The 19109-nt window shown below is 51.3% G+C and carries 19 protein-coding genes; 15 read left to right on the top strand and 4 right to left on the bottom strand.

All coding sequences use genetic code 11. The features are described from left to right. Window positions 1-110 precede the first annotated feature (110 nt). The 3 genes from GFB57_RS17350 (at window position 111) to GFB57_RS17340 (ending at window position 3840) form a co-directional block, all read left to right on the top strand. Window positions 111-3167 carry an FAD-binding and (Fe-S)-binding domain-containing protein gene (locus GFB57_RS17350; protein ID WP_003030543.1) on the top strand — a complete coding sequence of 1019 codons (3057 nt, stop codon included), beginning with the start codon at window positions 111-113 and terminating at the stop codon, window positions 3165-3167. Further along, window positions 3164-3574 (top strand): 1,4-dihydroxy-2-naphthoyl-CoA hydrolase, encoded by a 411-nt coding sequence (gene menI / locus GFB57_RS17345; protein WP_003030541.1) that lies wholly within the window; start codon window positions 3164-3166, stop codon window positions 3572-3574. Before GFB57_RS17350 ends, menI begins: the two co-directional genes overlap by 4 nt. 77 nt (window positions 3575-3651) lie before the next feature. Then, complete coding sequence (locus tag GFB57_RS17340; protein WP_003030540.1) at window positions 3652-3840, top strand: YdiH family protein; 189 nt, start codon at window positions 3652-3654, stop codon at window positions 3838-3840. A 66-nt stretch (window positions 3841-3906) separates the two neighbouring features. Here GFB57_RS17340 and GFB57_RS17335 read toward each other — a convergent pair whose 3' ends face one another. Next, window positions 3907-4758 carry a Vmh family MBL fold metallo-hydrolase gene (locus GFB57_RS17335; RefSeq protein ID WP_008323863.1) on the bottom strand — a complete coding sequence of 284 codons (852 nt, stop codon included), beginning with the start codon at window positions 4756-4758 and terminating at the stop codon, window positions 3907-3909. A 122-nt stretch (window positions 4759-4880) separates the two neighbouring features. On the opposite strand from GFB57_RS17335, the gene GFB57_RS17330 reads away from it, so the two are divergent. The 9 genes from GFB57_RS17330 (at window position 4881) to GFB57_RS17290 (ending at window position 13922) form a co-directional block, all read left to right on the top strand. Beyond that, on the top strand, window positions 4881-5759 hold the full coding sequence (locus GFB57_RS17330; RefSeq protein WP_008323864.1) for a LysR family transcriptional regulator: 879 nt from the start codon (window positions 4881-4883) through the stop codon (window positions 5757-5759). A gap of 387 nt (window positions 5760-6146) precedes the next feature. After that, window positions 6147-6911: a hypothetical protein gene (locus GFB57_RS17325; protein WP_003029387.1), complete on the top strand. Its 765-nt coding sequence runs from the start codon at window positions 6147-6149 to the stop codon at window positions 6909-6911. A gap of 363 nt (window positions 6912-7274) precedes the next feature. Then, window positions 7275-7643 (top strand): Fe-S cluster assembly scaffold SufA, encoded by a 369-nt coding sequence (gene sufA / locus GFB57_RS17320; RefSeq protein WP_003029385.1) that lies wholly within the window; start codon window positions 7275-7277, stop codon window positions 7641-7643. 8 nt (window positions 7644-7651) lie between these two features. Next, a complete protein-coding gene (gene sufB, locus GFB57_RS17315) occupies window positions 7652-9139 on the top strand; it encodes a Fe-S cluster assembly protein SufB (RefSeq protein WP_003029384.1) in 1488 nt (495 codons plus the stop codon). Between the two features lie 16 nt (window positions 9140-9155). Beyond that, window positions 9156-9902 carry a Fe-S cluster assembly ATPase SufC gene (gene sufC / locus GFB57_RS17310; RefSeq protein WP_003029383.1) on the top strand — a complete coding sequence of 249 codons (747 nt, stop codon included), beginning with the start codon at window positions 9156-9158 and terminating at the stop codon, window positions 9900-9902. Further along, the gene (gene sufD / locus GFB57_RS17305) at window positions 9877-11148 is read left to right on the top strand and encodes a Fe-S cluster assembly protein SufD (protein ID WP_003029382.1); all 1272 of its coding nucleotides are present in this window, start codon (window positions 9877-9879) and stop codon (window positions 11146-11148) included. Before sufC ends, sufD begins: the two co-directional genes overlap by 26 nt. Continuing rightward, window positions 11145-12365, top strand: coding sequence for a cysteine desulfurase SufS (sufS, locus tag GFB57_RS17300; protein WP_003029381.1), 1221 nt, complete (start codon window positions 11145-11147; stop codon window positions 12363-12365). Before sufD ends, sufS begins: the two co-directional genes overlap by 4 nt. Window positions 12366-12377: 12 nt before the next feature. Beyond that, window positions 12378-12794 (top strand): cysteine desulfuration protein SufE, encoded by a 417-nt coding sequence (sufE, locus tag GFB57_RS17295; protein ID WP_003029378.1) that lies wholly within the window; start codon window positions 12378-12380, stop codon window positions 12792-12794. Window positions 12795-12917: 123 nt separating this feature from the next. After that, entirely contained in the window at window positions 12918-13922 is a 1005-nt protein-coding gene (locus tag GFB57_RS17290) for a L,D-transpeptidase family protein (RefSeq protein ID WP_003029376.1), read from the top strand. A 67-nt stretch (window positions 13923-13989) separates the two neighbouring features. Here GFB57_RS17290 and lpp read toward each other — a convergent pair whose 3' ends face one another. The 3 genes from lpp to GFB57_RS17275 form a co-directional block, all read right to left on the bottom strand. Continuing rightward, window positions 13990-14226, bottom strand: coding sequence for a murein lipoprotein Lpp (gene lpp / locus GFB57_RS17285; protein ID WP_003029373.1), 237 nt, complete (start codon window positions 14224-14226; stop codon window positions 13990-13992). Window positions 14227-14535: 309 nt separating this feature from the next. Then, on the bottom strand, window positions 14536-15948 hold the full coding sequence (gene pykF, locus GFB57_RS17280) for a pyruvate kinase PykF (protein WP_003029366.1): 1413 nt from the start codon (window positions 15946-15948) through the stop codon (window positions 14536-14538). 7 nt (window positions 15949-15955) lie between these two features. Then, a complete protein-coding gene (locus tag GFB57_RS17275; protein WP_242637968.1) occupies window positions 15956-16150 on the bottom strand; it encodes a hypothetical protein in 195 nt (64 codons plus the stop codon). 376 nt (window positions 16151-16526) lie between these two features. Between GFB57_RS17275 and GFB57_RS17270 the strand changes: the two genes are divergently transcribed. The 3 genes from GFB57_RS17270 to GFB57_RS17260 are packed head-to-tail and all read left to right on the top strand — an operon-like array spanning window position 16527 to window position 19044. Further along, complete coding sequence (locus GFB57_RS17270; protein WP_003029363.1) at window positions 16527-17549, top strand: ATP-binding cassette domain-containing protein; 1023 nt, start codon at window positions 16527-16529, stop codon at window positions 17547-17549. Beyond that, window positions 17542-18210 carry a methionine ABC transporter permease gene (locus GFB57_RS17265; protein WP_003029361.1) on the top strand — a complete coding sequence of 223 codons (669 nt, stop codon included), beginning with the start codon at window positions 17542-17544 and terminating at the stop codon, window positions 18208-18210. Before GFB57_RS17270 ends, GFB57_RS17265 begins: the two co-directional genes overlap by 8 nt. 21 nt (window positions 18211-18231) lie before the next feature. Continuing rightward, the gene (locus tag GFB57_RS17260) at window positions 18232-19044 is read left to right on the top strand and encodes a MetQ/NlpA family ABC transporter substrate-binding protein (protein ID WP_003029358.1); all 813 of its coding nucleotides are present in this window, start codon (window positions 18232-18234) and stop codon (window positions 19042-19044) included. The last annotated feature ends 65 nt before the right edge of the window (window positions 19045-19109 follow it).

The following is a 19109-nucleotide window of genomic DNA, read 5'->3' as shown; positions in this document are numbered from 1 at the left end:
ATTCTGCCTGTAAATCTGCTGAGCGTATTAGAAAAAAATGTGATACAACAAACAAAGCAACACGCAAACGATTAAATTCACAACACAGACCGCAGGAAAGGGTCACTATAATGATTCCACAAATTTCTCAGGCACCAGGTGTCGTTCAACTGGTGCTCAACTTTTTGCAGGCGCTGGAGCAGCAAGGATTTACGGGCGATACGGCAACGAGCTATGCCGATCGTCTGACAATGTCGACGGATAACAGTATTTATCAGCTGCTACCTGATGCTGTCGTTTTCCCTCGTTCAACCGCAGATGTGGCGCTAATCGCCCGTCTGGCGGCAGAACCGCTTTTCTCGTCGTTGATTTTTACCCCGCGCGGCGGCGGCACCGGGACCAACGGTCAGGCGCTGAACCAGGGCATTATTGTTGATATGTCCCGCTATATGAGCCGCATTATTGAAATCAACCCGCAAGAAGGTTGGGTGCGGGTAGAAGCCGGGGTGATAAAAGATCAGCTCAACCAGTTTCTGAAGCCTTACGGCTATTTCTTTGCCCCGGAATTATCCACCAGTAACCGGGCAACGCTCGGCGGGATGATCAACACCGATGCGTCCGGGCAAGGATCGTTGGTTTACGGTAAAACTTCCGATCATGTGTTGGGCATCCGTGCGGTGCTGATGGGCGGCGATATTCTTGATACTCAGCCAATGCCGATCGAGCTTGCCGAAATGCTGGGGAAAAGCAATACCACCATTGGCCGCATCTATAAGACCGTTTATGAACGTTGTCGCGATAACCGACAACTGATCATGGATAAATTCCCGAAACTTAATCGCTTCCTGACCGGGTACGATTTACGGCACGTCTTTAATGATGAGATGACCGAATTTGATTTAACCCGCATTCTCACCGGCTCTGAAGGTACGCTGGCGTTTATCACCGAAGCCCGTCTGGATATCACGCCGCTGCCAAAAGTCAGACAACTGGTTAACGTCAAGTACGACTCTTTCGACTCGGCGTTGCGTAATGCCCCGGTGATGGTGGAAGCGCGGGCATTGTCGGTAGAAACTGTCGACTCCAAAGTACTCAATCTGGCGCGGGAAGATATCGTCTGGCACTCGGTAAGTGAATTGATTACCGATGTACCTGATCAAGAGATGCTGGGTCTGAACATTGTAGAGTTTGCCGGTGACGACGAAGTATTGATTAATTCGCAGGTCAGCGCACTGTGTGAACGTCTGGATGGCTTAATCGCTCGCCAGGAAGCGGGTGTCATTGGCTGGCAGCTGTGTACCGAACTGGCGGGAGTCGAACGAATTTACGCCATGCGCAAAAAGGCAGTCGGTCTGCTGGGCAATGCAAAAGGTTCCGCGAAGCCAATTCCGTTCGCTGAGGATACCTGCGTTCCGCCGGAGCATCTGGCGGACTATATTGCCGAGTTCCGCGCGCTACTCGACAGCCACGCCCTGAGTTACGGCATGTTTGGTCACGTGGATGCTGGCGTGCTTCACGTCAGACCGGCGTTGGATATGTGTGACCCGCAGCAGGAAGTGCTGATGAAACGCATTTCTGATGATGTTGTGGCGCTGACGGCGAAATATGGCGGTTTGCTGTGGGGCGAGCATGGGAAAGGTTTTCGTGCAGAATACAGCCCGGCGTTCTTCGGCGAGGAGCTGTATCGCGAACTGCGCAAAGTGAAATCGGTGTTTGATCCGCAAAACCGGCTGAATCCTGGGAAAATTTGTCCACCGGAAGGCGTATATGCGCCGATGATGAAAGTGGACGCGGTGAAACGCGGAACGTATGACCGTCAGATCCCTCTGGCCGTACGCCAGGAGTGGCGCGGGGCAATGGAGTGTAACGGCAACGGGTTATGCTTTAACTTCGATGCGAAAAGTCCCATGTGTCCGTCGATGAAAATCAGCCTCAACCGTATTCATTCGCCAAAAGGGCGAGCCACGTTGGTGCGTGAATGGCTGCGTTTGTTAGCGGATCGCGGGATCGACCCAATACAGCTGGAAAAAGAGCTACCGGAAAAACGCGCCAGTTTACGTGCGCTGATTGCCCGTACCCGCAACAGTTGGCATGCGCGCAAGGGTGAATACGATTTCTCGCACGAAGTAAAAGAGGCAATGTCCGGCTGTCTGGCATGTAAAGCATGTTCAACACAGTGTCCAATTAAAATTGATGTACCGGAGTTCCGTTCGCGCTTCCTCCAGCTGTACCACACGCGTTATCTGCGCCCGTTGCGCGATCACATGGTGGCGACCGTTGAGAGCTATGCGCCGTTAATGGCACGAGCGCCCAAAACGTTTAACTTCTTCATCAACCAGCCGCTGGTGCGAAACCTGGCTAAAAAGCACATTGGAATGGTTGATTTACCGCTGTTGTCTGCACCGTCGCTGCAACGCCAACTGGTGGGACATCGTTCCGCCAATATGACGTTGGAACAGCTCGAATTACTCAGCCTTGAGCAAAAAGCGCGTACGGTGCTGGTGGTGCAGGACCCTTTCACCAGCTATTACGATGCGCAGGTGGTTGCTGACTTTATACGTCTGGTAGAGAAGCTGGGCATGCAGCCGGTACTGCTGCCGTTTTCACCAAACGGCAAGGCGCAGCACATTAAAGGCTTCTTAAACCGTTTTGCCAAAACGGCGAAAAAGACATCCGAGTTTCTTAACCGGGTAGCGAAGCTGAATATTCCGATGGTGGGTGTTGATCCGGCGCTGGTGCTTTGTTATCGCGATGAATACAAGCTGGCGCTGGGCGAACAACGGGGTGATTTCCATGTGTTGCTAGCCAACGAATGGTTATCGAAAGCTGTGGAAGCACAGCAGCCAGTCGCTGTTGGCGGTGAACCGTGGTACTTCTTTGGCCACTGTACCGAAGTGACGGCTTTGCCAGGCGCGCCTGCGCAGTGGGCGGCTATTTTTGCCCGTTTTGGCGCAAAGCTGGAGAACGTCAGCGTGGGATGCTGTGGTATGGCTGGCACCTACGGCCACGAAGTAAAGAATCACCAAAACTCATTGGGGATCTATGAGCTATCATGGCACCAGGCAATGCAACGATTGCCGCGTAACCGTTGTCTGGCTACCGGGTACTCCTGTCGCAGTCAGGTTAAACGCGTTGAAGGTACGGGCGTTCGCCACCCATTACAGGCACTGCTGGAGATTATAGGATGATCTGGAAACGTGAAGTCACACTCGAGGCGCTCAATGCCATGGGTGAAGGAAATATGGTTGGGTTGCTCGATATTCGTTTTGTGCACATTGGTGACGATACGCTGGAAGCTACAATGCCGGTGGACCATCGCACCAAACAACCCTTTGGGTTGCTGCACGGCGGCGCATCCGTGGTGCTGGCGGAAAGTATTGGTTCGGTAGCGGGATACTTGTGTACTCAGGGTGAGCAGAAAGTGGTGGGCCTGGAGATCAACGCCAACCATATCCGTTCTGCGCGGGAAGGGCACGTCAGGGGCGTATGTCGCGCGTTACATACCGGCTCTCGTCACCAGGTTTGGCAAATAGAGATCTTCGATGAGCAGGGACGATTGTGCTGTACGTCGCGTCTGACGACCGCAATTTTGTGATGCATATTGCTTTTGGTCATTATCTGCACAGGGAATGGTGTTATACTGTGCAGGTTTTGAACACAAGCGAGGATGATATGTCTACCCAATTAGACCCTGCCCAACTGGCAATAGAATTTTTACGTCGTGATAAAACCGATCTTTCACCGGCTCAGTACCTGAAAAGGCTGAAACAGCTTGAGCTGGAGTTTGCTGATCTGTTGGCGCTCTCTTCAACTGAACTGAAAGAAGAGATCTATTTTGCCTGGCGCATGGGCGTTCATTGATTCCGGTATGCTTATCGTAACGAAACCCCGACACGTGTTCGGGGTTATTTTTGCCTTAAATCTTCATTACCACTTCATCTCACCGCTGTTAACCTTCGCACTTAGTTCAAGCGAGCTTGCGTCCGCCAGACCTGGCCATGCTGCCGTCATGGTTTTAATCACATAATCCGATCCTTTCTTCGCCCCTAACGCCTGCTCAAACGACTGCAAATAGTCATGGGTGAAGCGAATAGCTTTATCGCCAGTAGGGCGTTCGCCAATGTAGTGACCCGGGACCACCTGAGTGGGCTGTAAGCTCTGCATTTCGCTCAGTACGTTACGCCATGCACTACGCTGTTCTTCAGATTGTGTATCCGCCGTCCAGACGTGAATACCTGAAGCCACGCCTGTGCCGCCAATAATGGCCCGATTCGCCGGGATCCAGATATACGCTGCATAATCGTTGGAGTGACGCAGTTCCAGCGGTTCGCCATCAACCGTGAACTGCGTTTGCGTCGTCGCCTGCGGAACGGTGAGCGATGTTGGCGCGCCGTCCTTCATTTGCGGGCCCCAGAACTGCAGCTTGGCCTCTTTGGTGGCGCGGATATGGTCTACCACCTGCGGTGTTGCCAGAACTTTTACCTGTGGGAAAGCGTTGACGATGGGTTGCAGACCGAAATAGAAATCCGGATCGCCGGAAGTGATCACGATAGCCTTCAGCGTTTTACCGCTGGCGCGAATCATCTGCACCAGCTGTTCGCCATCTTTGGTGCTGAACTGGGCGTCAAACAGAATCGCCTCTTTGGGACCAGACACCAGCGTCGAAGAGACCGGGAAAATACCCTTCTCCTGCGGATTATAGACGTCCAGCTGTAGCGGTGCGGCGAAAGCTGAAGACGCAAACAGAGGTAACAGCAGGGCCAGAGATTTAACTTTCATACCAGGTAACCTTATGCAGGGAATTGTCTTTTGATAGTTCCCGTATTTTAAGCATATTCGTATCTGTTAGAATTCCCTCATTAGGACATGCTGAGTTTCATAAAACGATCGGATGGGATGCAATGGACAGAGTGATGGCGGCAACGGTATTTAACCATATCTGTGATTTGGGCAGTCTGAGCGCCGCTGCACGTGCATTGGGGCTTTCCCGTCCGATGGTCAGTCGTTACCTCGACGAGATGGAAAAATGGGCAGGCGCAAGGCTTATCCATCGCTCATCGCGTCGCTTGACGATCACGCCAGCGGGTGAAGAGGCATTACTGAAAACGCGTTCTCTGGCGCAACTTTCGCTGGATATTGGTGCCGCCAGTGGCGCGCAAATTCCCTCCGGCACGCTACGTGTGGCCTGCGCCCATTTTACCGCCATGCATATTCTTGCTCCGGTTCTGCCGGCGTTTATGGAGCAATATCCGCAATTACGTATTGAGGTGGAGATCAATAATCAACCGGTAAGCCTGGTAGGAGAACGTATCGATGTGGCGATCCGCATAACGGATAATCCCGAGCCTGGGACCATCGCCCGTCGGTTGGGCGACTGTAAATCGGTACTTTGCGCGTCCGCAGATTATCTGCATCAACATGGCACGCCTGAGACAGTCGACGATCTCACTCGGCACAATTGCCTGTACTACAGCGGTTTTGCCGGACAATCCTGGCACTTTTTGGATGCCCAGGGGCAGTCTGTCTCGGTTGCAATCAAAGGGAATTTAAGTGCAGGGATCTCTTCGCTGCTCTGTGAGTCGGCGGTGGCAGGAATGGGGATCGCGTTGGTGCCAGAGCTGGAGGCGCAGGAAGGGCTGGCGCAGGGAGCGTTAATTCGATTACTGCCAGAACTTCAACCTAAATGCTTGCCAATTTATGGTTTATACCTTTCTCGGGAGCATCAGCCTGCGGGGCTACGTTTGCTGCTGGATGCGCTTAGTGGGGCGGCGCAATGCTAAAAAGGTAGCTAAACGTGCTCACAAAATAGTCAAACCGCAAGTTGTGTTAAAAAAAACTTATCGGTGTATGAGATTCTTCTTATCGCCCCTTCAAGAGCTAAGCCATCGTGAGTGCCGGAGATAAGCGCCGGATGGGGCCGGAACCCTTAAGCCTGCCAGCAAGCAGACTTAAGGGTTTTTTGTTGTCTTTATATGTCGCCGCTGCGGGATTGTACGTACTTGTTGCGCGTCTGCAGAACGGAGTTGTCTAAAAATAGCGGTGGTGACATTTAAGTTTAATGAATCATAACCGCTTTATACCGCACAGAGAATGCAGAATAGATTCCTTGGTAACCGTTACTGTGTGAGCTGTTCTGGAAGCCCTGAAACGTTAACAGAGTTTAGCGAATGGTAGAGAATCTTGTTTTCAATTTTAAAAATCAGATCCCGATTCACTATCGGTTCAAACCTGCCTCAAGAGATTGTCGGCATTTGTTGATTGTCATGTCTGGATTTAATATCCCGGATGCTACGATCTATGACTTTATAATGCTTGATCACTGCCATTCTGCAATTCTATGGATTAAAGATGATTTTGCCGGTCTGCCAGCCTATTACTTGTGTAATAATATGAATTTCGATATCGAGCAGGGTGTTAGTCTGCTCATTCAGGGGGTGATTGATTTTGTAAAACCTACGAACACGACGATTCTCGGTGCTTCCAAAGGTGGGTCGATGTCAATTTATTACGGTATTAAGCTTAATATTCGGAACATCATTACAGCAGTACCTCAGTTTTATATCGGTAGTTATGTTGCAAAAGGATATTGGACGCAGGTCGGACAACAGATGATGGGCACTATCTCACCGGAGAATATCTCCAGACTGGATAATCTGCTTCGTGATGTTATCTATAAGGATAAATGTAAAACTGCGAATATCTATCTTTTCACCTCACCAAATGATAAGCAGTTTCCTGTCGAGATCGTGCCAAATTTAGAACTTCTGCAAGAATATAATTATTTCAATCTTGTGGAAACTAATTCATCTTTTGCAACAGAACACAATCAAATAACACGATATAACTTGAATATTATTTTATCCATAATCTACCAACTTGAAAATAATATAACACCTGCCTATGGGCGAGTGAAAAATGGAAATGGGTGGTAAGTCAGCAGTTAGCTTTTTATCCTTTTACCTTTCACTGCTCTTCGAAACTCACCCCCTGATAACTCCCTGGTTGGGTTTCGCCTGGTAGAGGTAGTTACCTCTGCTATCACAGAAATAGTCATTTTCTATACATCTTTTGATGTTTGACCTGCCTGAACGATTAGATTTCTATAATCCATTATTAATCAATGTATTGAACAAATAACTCCATTCCTGTAAACCCTCGCTGCAGGGTCTATGCTTAGTAAAAGTAGTCAAAAAGGGCGGTTAACCCGAATGCCCCTGCTGTTGAGGGGTTGAAGTGATAATCATTATCACTAACATGTTGTTATAGCTTAAAAGCTAGTGACTCGAGGTAACCCTATGGAATTGCATTCAGGAACATTTAACCCGGACGATTTTGCCTGGCGTGGACTGACGTTAACACCTGCGGCTGCGGCGCATATCCGTGAACTGGTGGCAAAGCAACCCGACATGTTGGGCGTACGCCTGGGCGTGAAGCAAACGGGATGCGCGGGATTCGGCTACGTGCTGGATACCGTGCGCGAGGCCCAAAAAGACGATCTCCTGTTTGAAACGGATGGCGCCAGACTGTATGTGCCTTTACAGGCGATGCCGTTCATCGACGGCACAGAAGTCGATTTCGTTCGCGAAGGATTAAATCAGTTATTTAAATTTCATAACCCGAAAGCCCAGAACGAATGCGGCTGTGGCGAAAGTTTTGGGGTATAGGCGGTACTATGTCTCGTAATACTGAAGCAACTGACGATGTCAACACCTGGGCTGGTGGGCACCTTAATTACAAAGAGGGCTTCTTCACCCAACTGCAAACCGATGAGCTGGCGAAAGGGATCAACGAAGAGGTCGTGCGCGCGATTTCGGCAAAACGTAATGAACCCGACTGGATGCTGGAATTCCGCCTGAATGCCTTTCAGGCATGGCTGACCATGGAAGAGCCGCACTGGCTAAAAGCGCACTACGACAAGCTGAATTATCAGGAGTATAGCTACTATTCCGCACCGTCCTGCGGTAACTGCGATGAAACCTGCGCATCTGAGCCGGGAGCGGTGCAGCAAACGGGGGCGAATGCGTTTTTAAGTAAAGAGGTCGAGGATGCCTTTGAACAGCTTGGCGTACCGGTCCGTGAAGGCAAAGAGGTGGCGGTTGATGCTATTTTTGACTCGGTATCGGTGGCGACCACCTATCGCGACAAACTGGCGGAACAGGGCATTATTTTCTGTTCGTTCGGTGAGGCGATTCACGATCATCCTGAGCTGGTAAAACAATATCTGGGCACGGTGGTTCCAGGTAATGACAACTTCTTTGCCGCGCTGAATGCAGCGGTGGCATCTGACGGCACGTTTATTTATGTACCGAAAGGCGTGCGTTGCCCAATGGAACTGTCGACTTATTTCCGTATCAATGCGGAGAAAACCGGGCAGTTTGAACGCACTATTCTGGTCGCGGATGAGGGCAGCTACGTCAGCTATATCGAAGGCTGTTCGGCTCCGGTGCGCGACAGCTACCAACTGCATGCGGCGGTGGTAGAAGTCATCATCCACAAAGATGCCGAAGTGAAATACTCGACGGTGCAAAACTGGTTCCCCGGGGATGGTAACACCGGCGGCATTTTGAACTTCGTCACCAAGCGCGCTCTGTGCGAAGGTGAAAACAGCAAAATGTCATGGACGCAGTCGGAAACCGGCTCGGCCATTACCTGGAAATACCCAAGTTGCATTTTGCGTGGCGACAACTCTATCGGCGAATTCTACTCCGTGGCCCTGACCAGTGGTCATCAGCAGGCCGATACAGGCACCAAGATGATCCACATCGGCAAAAACACCAAATCGACCATTATCTCGAAAGGGATCTCCGCCGGACACAGCCAGAACAGCTATCGCGGTTTAGTGAAAATCATGCCGACCGCCACCAATGCCCGCAACTATACCCAATGTGACTCGATGTTGATCGGGGCGGATTGCGGAGCGCACACATTCCCATATGTGGAGTGTCGTAACAACAGCGCCCAGCTTGAGCACGAAGCCACGACGTCGCGCATTGGTGAAGATCAGCTGTTTTACTGCCTGCAGCGCGGTATCAGCGAAGAGGATGCCATTTCGATGATCGTGAATGGTTTCTGTAAAGACGTGTTCTCTGAACTGCCGCTGGAATTTGCCGTGGAAGCGCAAAAACTTCTCGCCATAAGTCTTGAACACAGCGTCGGTTAAAATTTAAGGAAAGCACATGTTAAGCATCAAAGATTTACAGGTCAGTGTGGAAGATAAGGCGATCCTGCGTGGGCTGAGTCTTGAAATTCGCCCCGGAGAAGTGCACGCCATTATGGGGCCAAATGGTTCCGGGAAAAGTACGCTTTCCGCCACCCTGGCCGGACGTGATGACTATGAAGTCACCGGCGGGACGGTAGAATTCAACGGTAAGGATTTACTGGAACTGTCACCGGAAGACCGGGCCGGTGAAGGGATCTTTATGGCATTTCAGTATCCGGTAGAAATTCCCGGCGTCAGTAATCAGTTTTTCCTGCAAACGGCACTGAATGCGGTGCGCACCTACCGTGGCGAAGAGTCACTGGACAGGTTTGACTTCCAGGATCTGATGGAAGAGAAAATAGCGTTGCTGAAGATGCCGGAAGATTTGTTGACGCGTTCGGTAAACGTCGGTTTCTCCGGCGGCGAGAAAAAGCGTAATGACATTTTGCAAATGGCGGTGCTGGAGCCTCAGTTGTGCATTCTGGATGAGTCGGACTCCGGGCTCGATATCGATGCGCTGAAAATCGTCGCCGACGGCGTGAACTCGCTACGCGACGGGCAACGCTCATTCATTATCGTCACCCATTATCAACGCATCCTGGACTATATCAAACCCGATTATGTTCACGTTCTCTACCAGGGGCGAATAGTGAAGTCCGGTGATTTTACGCTGGTCAAACAACTTGAGGAGCAAGGTTATGGCTGGCTTAGCGAACAGCAGTAACGTGCTGCAACAGTGGCACCATCTGTTTGAAACGCAAGGTGAGACGCGCTCGCAACATGCCCAGCAGCATCTGCAGCAGATGCTGCGTCTGGGGCTGCCAACGCGTAAGCATGAGGACTGGAAATACACGCCGCTGGAGGGGTTAACCAATAGCCAGTTTGTCAGTCATGTCTCTGAGATAACGTCTGCCCAGTGTGAAGCGTTAGCGCCGGCAATTGATGCCATACGACTGGTATTTGTCGACGGGCAATTCTCTCCAACGCTGAGCGACAGAGCGGAAGGTAGTGGTTTTGACATTACCATTGACGATGCGCGCCAGATGTTGCCAGCGGCTATCCAACCGGAAGTGTTTCTGCACCTGACCGAAAGCCTGTCGCGTAGCGTCACTCACATTCAGGTGAAGCGTAACCAGCGCCCAGCGAAACCGCTGCTGCTGCTGCACATTACCCAGGGGCTGGCGGGCGATGAGGTGAACACGGCGCACTATCGCCACCATCTGGAGCTGGCGGAAGGCGCAGAAGCCACCGTTATTGAACACTATGTCAGCCTCAGCGAGCTTCGCCATTTCACCGGCGCACGTTTAACCATGAATGTCGCGGCGAATGCGCACTTGCGCCACATCAAACTGGCGTTTGAGAACTCACAGAGCCACCATTTCGCGCATAATGACATTCAATTGGGGGCGGATGCCACGGCCGCCAGCCACAGTTTTTTACTCGGTGATGCGGTGCTGCGTCATAACACCAGCACCCAGCTTAACGGCGAAAACACCACGCTTCGGCTCAACAGCCTGGCAATGCCGGTGAAAAATGAAGTCTGCGACACCCGCACCTGGCTTGAGCATAACAAAGGATATTGCAACAGCCGCCAGCTGCATAAAACGATCGTCAGCGATAAGGGGCGGGCGGTATTCAATGGCCTGATCAACGTCGCTCAACACGCTATTAAAACCGATGGCCAGATGACCAACAATAATTTGCTGCTTGGTAAACTGGCGGAAGTGGATACCAAGCCGCAGCTTGAAATCTATGCCGACGACGTGAAATGCAGTCACGGGGCGACGGTAGGGCGGATCGACGACGAGCAGATGTTCTATTTGCGTTCGCGCGGGATCGGCCAGCAAGATGCCCAACAAATGATTCTCTATGCGTTTGCCGCTGAGCTAACGGAAGCCCTGGGCGAGGAAACGCTGAAACAACAGGTACTGGCACGGATCGCCCAACGCTTGCCGGGAGGCGTAGCATGACATTTCCCATTGAAAAAGTGCGGGCCGATTTTCCGGTTCTGACGCGTGAAGTGAATGGTTTACCGTTGGCGTATCTGGATAGCGCGGCCAGCGCGCAAAAGCCGAACCAGGTGATTGATGCCGAAGCCGAGTTCTACCGTCACGGCTATGCGGCGGTCCACCGCGGTATCCATACGCTGAGCGCTCAGGCTACGGAAAAAATGGAGAATGTGCGCAAGCTCGCTTCGCTGTTTATTAACGCCCGCTCCGCCGAAGAGCTGGTGTTTGTTCGCGCTACGACGGAGGGCATCAACCTGGTGGCGAACAGCTGGGGCAGCAGCAATGTGCGGGCGGGCGATAACATTATCATCAGCGAAATGGAGCACCATGCCAATATTGTGCCCTGGCAGATGCTGTGTGCACGCGTAGGTGCAGAACTGCGCGTTATCCCGCTCAATGCCGATGGTACGTTGCAGCTGGAAACGCTGCCGACGCTGTTTGATGATCGCACGAAGCTGTTGGCGATTACCCACGTATCTAACGTGCTGGGCACGGAAAACCCGTTGGGTGAGATGATCGCGCTGGCGCATCAATACGGCGCGAAAGTGCTGGTGGATGGCGCGCAGGCGGTGATGCATCATCAGGTGGATGTGCAGGCGCTGGATTGCGATTTTTATGTTTTCTCCGGGCATAAACTTTACGGTCCAACCGGTATTGGCGTTCTGTATGCCAGAGAGTCGCTGCTGCAGGAGATGCCGCCGTGGGAAGGCGGTGGTTCAATGATTGCGACGGTGAGTTTGAGTCAGGGAACGACGTGGGCCAAAGCGCCCTGGCGGTTTGAAGCCGGAACGCCGAACACCGGGGGCATTATCGGACTCGGCGCGGCTATTGAATATGTTTCAGCGCTGGGGCTGACTGAAATCAGCGAATATGAACAGTTCATGATGCGCTATGCGTTGGAACAGCTGGCGGATGTGCCGGATTTAACAATCTACGGACCGGATAACCGTCTGGGTGTGATTGCGTTTAACCTCGGCAAGCATCACGCCTATGACGTCGGGAGTTTTCTCGATAACTATGGAATCGCCGTGCGGACGGGGCATCACTGCGCAATGCCGCTGATGGCCTTTTATAACGTTCCCGCGATGTGCCGGGCGTCGATTGCAATGTATAACACCCATGAAGAAGTGGATCGCCTGGTAACGGGCCTCAAGCGTATTCACCATTTACTGGGCTAACAGGGAGGCGTTATGGCTGCGCTACCGGATAAAGAAAAGTTGTTGCGTAATTTTCTGCGTTGCGCTAATTGGGAAGAGAAATACCTGTACATTATTGAACTGGGTCAGCGTTTGCCGGAACTAAACGATGACTTACGCTGCCCGGAAAATAGCATTCAGGGATGCCAAAGCCAGGTATGGATTGTTATGCGTCAGAATGGTGAAGGGATTATTGAATTACAGGGCGACAGTGATGCGGCAATTGTGAAAGGGCTTATTGCCGTGGTATTCATTTTGTATGATCGCATGACGGCCCAGGATATTGTGAATTTTGATGTGCGCCCGTGGTTTGAAAAAATGGCGCTCGCACAGCATCTCACACCGTCTCGTTCACAAGGGCTGGAGGCGATGATTCGGGCTATTCGCGCCAAAGCCGCAACTCTTAGCTAAACTGATAAAACACGTCAACTTTCAGACCGACTTGAAAGCGTTCGTGTAAGGCAACGCAGTGACTCGTAGGCCGGATCGGGCGCTCGCCGCCGTCCGGCAAGAACGCCAGGGGGGTGAGTGAGTATGAAACGCGCGTCTGTTATTACGTTAATGCTAATCGGCGCCTACAGCGCTATTCAGGCCGCATGGGCGGTCGATTATCCTTTGCCCCAGGCGAACAGCCGCCTTGTTGGGCAAAACCAAACCTACACCGTGCAGGAAGGCGATAAAAACCTACAGGCGATAGCCCGTAAGTTTGATACCGCTGCAATGCTGATCCTTGAAGCCAACAATACTATTGCCCCCGTACCTAAACCCGGAACGCTGATCACTATTCCCTCACAATTACTGCTACCGGATGCACCACGCGAAGGCATTATTGTGAATCTGGCGGAATTGCGTCTGTATTACTTCCCGCCGGGAGAGAATATTGTTCAGGTATTCCCGATTGGTATCGGTTTGCAGGGGCTGGAAACGCCGGTAATGGAAACCCGGGTTGGGCAGAAAATCCCGAATCCAACCTGGACCCCTACACCAGGCATCCGTAAACGCTCTCTGGAGCGCGGCATCACATTACCGCCTGTTGTACCTGCCGGACCAAATAACCCGTTAGGACGCTTTGCACTGCGTCTGGCGCATGGAAACGGTGAATATCTGATTCATGGCACCAGCGCGCCGGACAGCGTGGGCCTGCGAGTGAGTTCTGGGTGTATTCGCATGAACGCGCCGGATATCAAAGCGTTGTTTGCTCAGGTCCGCACAGGCACGCCGGTCAGGGTGATTAATGAGCCGATAAAATATTCGATAGAGCCGAACGGCATGAGGTATGTCGAAGTGCATCGACCGCTGTCGCCTGAAGAGGAACAAAACGTCCAGACCATGCCGTATGTGTTACCAGCCGGCTTTACCCAGTTTAAAGACAATAAAGCGGTGGATAACAGTCTGGTGGAAAGGGCGTTGTATCGTCGTGCAGGTTATCCGGTCACCGTCACTGCCGGGCAAGCATCGGTCGCGAGCAATGGGCCAGAAGTGAAGTCTGCGCAAAATGGTGTGCCGGGAGAAGATGCTGAGGTGCGCGCTACGCAATAACAGGGAAGGGGAATTCAGAGCAAAAAAATGGCGCACAATGTGCGCCATTTTTATTACACAGATACTATTACTTGCGGTATTTAGTAGCTGCGTTGTCCAGACGCTGGTTAGCGCGAGCTGCGTCATCTTTAGCAGCCTGAACGTCGGAACGCATTGCGTTCACGTCGTTGCTCAGCTGGTCAACTTTAGCGTTCAGAGTCTGAACGTCAGAAGACAGCTGATCGATTTTAGCGTTGCTGGAGCAACCTGCCAGCAGAGTAGAACCCAGGATTACCGCGCCCAGTACCAGTTTAGTACGATTCATTATTAATACCCTCTAGATTGAGTTAATCTCCATGTAGCGTTACAAGTATTACACAAAGTTTTTTATGTTGAGAATATTTTTTTGATGGGAATGCACTTATTTTTGATCGTTCGCTCAAAGAAGCATCGAATTGTGCCAAAACGGCTAAAAAACCGAGTGAAAACAGAAAGCTTCCATCGGATTCATCTTAGATAATCACGGATTAGATAGTGAAATCCGATTTGATTTTTTATTAATTGTGGCTATCGATTAAATAAAAAAAGCGCCACCAGGGCGCTTTTTTAAGCAAATTAATTCGCGATGGAATTATTACAGCACGTGAACGGATGCGGTGTTGGTGGTGCCGCTCGGAACCAGTGCACCAGAAACCATAACCACAACGTCACCTTTCTGAGCCAGACCGCTTTCCAGAGCGACTTCTTTACCCAGGCGATAGAAATCATCGGTAGAGCTGATTTCTTTAACCACCTGTGCAACAACGCCTTTGCTCAGCACCAGCTGACGCGCGGTAGTTTCGTTGGTGGTCAGCGCCAGGATGGTAGCATCCGGGAAGTATTTACGTACTGCACGAGCAGATTTACCACCCTGGGTTGCGACGACGATCAGCGGCGCGTCCAGTTTTTCAGCAGTTTCAACCGCGCCACGGCAAACGGCTTCGGTGATGCGCAGTTTGCGGCTGTCGTTGTTGAAGTCCAGACGGCTGGTCATCACACGGTCAGTACGCTCACAGATGGTCGCCATGATGGTAACGGCTTCCAGCGGGTATTTACCTTTTGCTGACTCGCCAGACAGCATTACTGCGTCGGTACCGTCGAGGATGGCGTTCGCTACGTCACCGGCTTCTGCACGGGTCGGACGCGGGTTTTTGATCATGGAATCCAGCATCTGGGTCGCAGTGATAACGACTTTACGTGCGCGGATACATTTTTCGATGATCATTTTCTGCGCGAAGATAACTTCTTCAACCGGGATCTCAACGCCCATATCGCCACGCGCAACCATGATGCCGTCAGACGCTTCGAGGATTTCGTCGAAGTTGTTCAGGCCTTCCTGGTTTTCGATTTTGGAGATGATCTGGATGTTTTCGCCGCCGTGCGCTTTCAGGTGCTCACGGATTTCAACGACGTCAGAACGTTTACGGATAAAGGACGCTGCAACGAAGTCAACGCCTTGCTCGCAACCGAAGATAAGGTCTTGTTTGTCTTTTTCAGCCAGTGCAGGCAGTGCGATGGAAACGCCCGGCAGGTTAACACCTTTGTTTTCGCCCAGGTCGCCGTTGTTCAGCACTTTACAGATAACTTTGTTACCTTCGATGGCGGTAACTTCCATGCCGATCAGACCATCGTCAACCAGAACGGTGTTGCCGACGGACAGATCTTTCGTGAAGCCTTCATAAGTAACAGCAACGATTTCGTTGTTGCCTACGACAGATTTGTCGGTGGTGAAGGTGAAGGTCTGGCCTGCTTTCAGGGAAACGTCGTTACCGCCTTCCAGTTTGATGGTACGGATTTCTGGACCTTTGGTGTCGAGCAGGATTGCTGCTTTCTTGCCGGTTTTGCTCATGACGTTGCGCAAATTCTTGATGCGCTGACCGTGTTCTGCATAGTCGCCGTGAGAGAAGTTCAGACGCATGACGTTCATGCCCGCGTCCAGCATTTTGGTTAACATCTCTTCGGATTCGGTTTTCGGACCGATGGTGCAAACAATTTTCGTCTTTTTCATGACAGTCTTAGTCTTTAAGTTGAGAAGGATATGGAAATCTGGCTCCCGCCGCGCACGGACGGGAAGCTAAACCTGAGTTACGAAAGTTGTGATGCCTCGCTCTAAGGATAGGTGACATCGAAAGAGCGTGCAGAGGAATGTGTGCTTGTGTTTCAGCCCAACGGGATGGTGAGTTTTGTAGTCGTTGAGTTTTACAGGTCAATGTGCTGAAACCATTCAAGAGACAATTGGCGCGCATTATACGCTGAAAATTATCAAAAAGGAAAATGGAAACAGCGTTTCAAAACACTTCTGTGCAGTTTTACAAAAAATATTCATTAATTTGTTCAGGTGTATGGATAAAGCAGTTGTTTGCAGCCGTGGTTTGTTGCGCAACACGCTGTAAGCGCCATCCCGATGCCTGTATTTTGCGCGCATTCCGTCACCCACAAAGACATATTTCTAAAAGTTATATCAAATACTTTTTAATTCATTTTAAAAGACCATTCCGCTGATTACACTCGTTTGGACATCCATACTGCTAAACAGCCAAAAGCGATAGCAGAAGAACAATAAGCAGCAGCGGATACCCAAACGACATGATTGTCCTGAAAAATATTTCGAAAGTGTTTACGCCAGGCAGGCTTGCCATTACCGCTGTCGATGACGTCAACCTGACGGTTGAACAGGGACAGATTTACGGCATTATTGGTTACAGCGGGGCAGGTAAAAGCACCTTAATTCGTTTGCTCAATGGGCTGGAAAAACCGACCTCAGGCAGCGTGATGATTAACGGCCACGATATCTCTGCCGCCCGTGGGGAATCGTTACGCCAGGCACGACTGAAAATCAGCATGGTGTTTCAACACTTCAATTTGCTGTGGTCACGGACCGTTAGCGAAAATATTGCTTTCTCTATGCAAATCGCTGGCGCGTCCAAAACGTCCATCAAACAGCGGGTTGCTGAACTGATTACGCTGGTTGGGCTGAGCGGTCGTGAAAATGCGTATCCGTCCCAGCTCAGCGGCGGGCAAAAACAGCGTGTAGGAATTGCCCGCGCGCTGGCGAACAATCCGGATGTCCTGCTGTGTGACGAAGCCACCTCGGCGCTGGATCCGCAAACTACCGATCAGATCCTCGATTTACTCCTCGATATTAACCGTCGCTTCAAATTGACCATTGTGCTGATCACTCATGAAATGCACGTGGTACGCAAAATCTGCGATCGCGTGGCGGTAATGGAAAATGGCAAAGTTGTTGAGGAAGGCGACGTACTCAGCGTCTTTACCCATCCACAGCAGCCGATCACCCGACAGTTCGTTCGTCAGGTGAGTCAGTACACCGAGGAAGACGAGTTTAATCCGCAGTTGGCAAGCGAGCTTGGCGGCGTAGTTATCAAGCTTACGTTTACCGGGCAACGCACGCACCGGCCTGTGGTTGGCGAGTTGACCCTGCGCTATGGCCTGCCATTCAATATCTTGCACGGCAAAATGACGCAAACCGCACACGGTGTGTTTGGTCAACTTTGGGTGCACGTGGTGGCCTCTGAGGAACAATTGAACAATATTTTGGCCGACCTGCGCCAGAGCGACATTGAAGGCGAGGTGATTCAACATGGCTGAAGAACTGTTTCCCCATCTGAAGTGGGAGCAACTGTTAGCGGCAACCCAGGAAACGCTGTATATGACAGCCCTTTCGGGTGCTGCGACCTTTATTCTGGGCATCGCGCTTGGTCTGGCATTGTTCCTGACCGCGCGAGGCGGATTGTTCCCCAACCGAGCGGTATATAGCGCTATTTCGCTGGTGGTGAATATCTTTCGTTCAATCCCATTCATCATTTTGATCGTGCTGCTGATCCCGTTTACCAAAGCGATGGTAGGCACCATTCTCGGCGCCAATGCCGCGTTGCCTGCGCTGATCGTCGGTGCTGCGCCGTTTTATGCACGTCTGGTCGAAATCGCTCTGCGTGAAGTGGATAAAGGCGTTATTGAAGCGACACGTTCGATGGGCGCACGGCTGAGCACGCTTATTTTTCGGGTTTTACTGCCGGAATCCTCTCCTGCTCTGGTGTCCGGGATCACCGTGACGCTAATTGCGCTGGTTAGCTACAGCGCGATGGCAGGGGTAATTGGTGCCGGTGGTTTAGGGAATTTGGCCTATCTGGAAGGATTCCAGCGCAACCACAGCGACGTCACGCTGGTGGCGACGGTGACGATTTTGCTCATTGTCTTCATCATCCAGCTTTGCGGCGATGTGATCACCTCTCTGTTAGATAAACGCTAATAAAATACGGAAACCATTATCATGAAAAAATCACTGACGTTACTCGCCGCAGCAACCTTAAGCGCCCTGAGCTTTGCCTCCTGGGCAGACACTCTGACCGTTGGTGCGTCTAACGTGCCGCACGCGGAGATCCTTGAACAGGCCAAACCGATTCTGGCGAAACAGGGGATCGATCTGGAGATTAAACCGTTCCAGGATTACATTCTGCCGAACACCGCGCTGGCTGGTCGTGAGATTGACGCTAACTACTTCCAGCATATTCCGTACCTGAACAGTGTGATAAAAGATCATGCGGGCGATAAAACGTATGACTTCGTCAGCGCCGGAGCAATTCACATTGAGCCAATTGGTATCTATTCGAAAAAAGTGAAATCGCTTAAAGATCTACCGGAAGGCGGCAAAGTCATCATGCGCGACGCGGTATCTGAGGAAGGCCGTATTCTGTCGATTTTCGAAAAAGAGGGTGTTATTAAGCTGAAGCCGGGCGTGGATAAAGTAACCGCGCGCATTAGCGATATCGTCGAAAACCCGAAAAAGCTGAAGTTCCTGCCAAACGTGGAAGCCGCGCTGTTACCGCAGATGTATAACAACGACGAAGGCGATGCGGTGGTGATTAACGCCAACTACGCCATCGACGCCGGGCTGGATCCGGTGAAAGATCCGATTGCCGTTGAAAGCGGTGAAAACAACCCGTACGCCAACATCATTACCGTGCATCGTGGCGACGAGAAGAAGAAGGATATCGTCGCATTGGTCGATGTCCTGCACTCCAAAGAAATCCAGGACTGGATCCGTACTAAATATAAAGGCGCGGTGATCCCGGTTAATAACTGATCCGCTTTTTGCTGAGTGGCGGCAGTGCCTTATCCGGCCTACGACGTCTTGTAGGCCGGGTAAAA

The organism is Citrobacter sp. S39 (assembly GCF_009495675.1).
Lineage (GTDB): Bacteria > Pseudomonadota > Gammaproteobacteria > Enterobacterales > Enterobacteriaceae > Citrobacter > Citrobacter freundii.
This window is presented reverse-complemented; position numbering and strand designations above follow the sequence as displayed.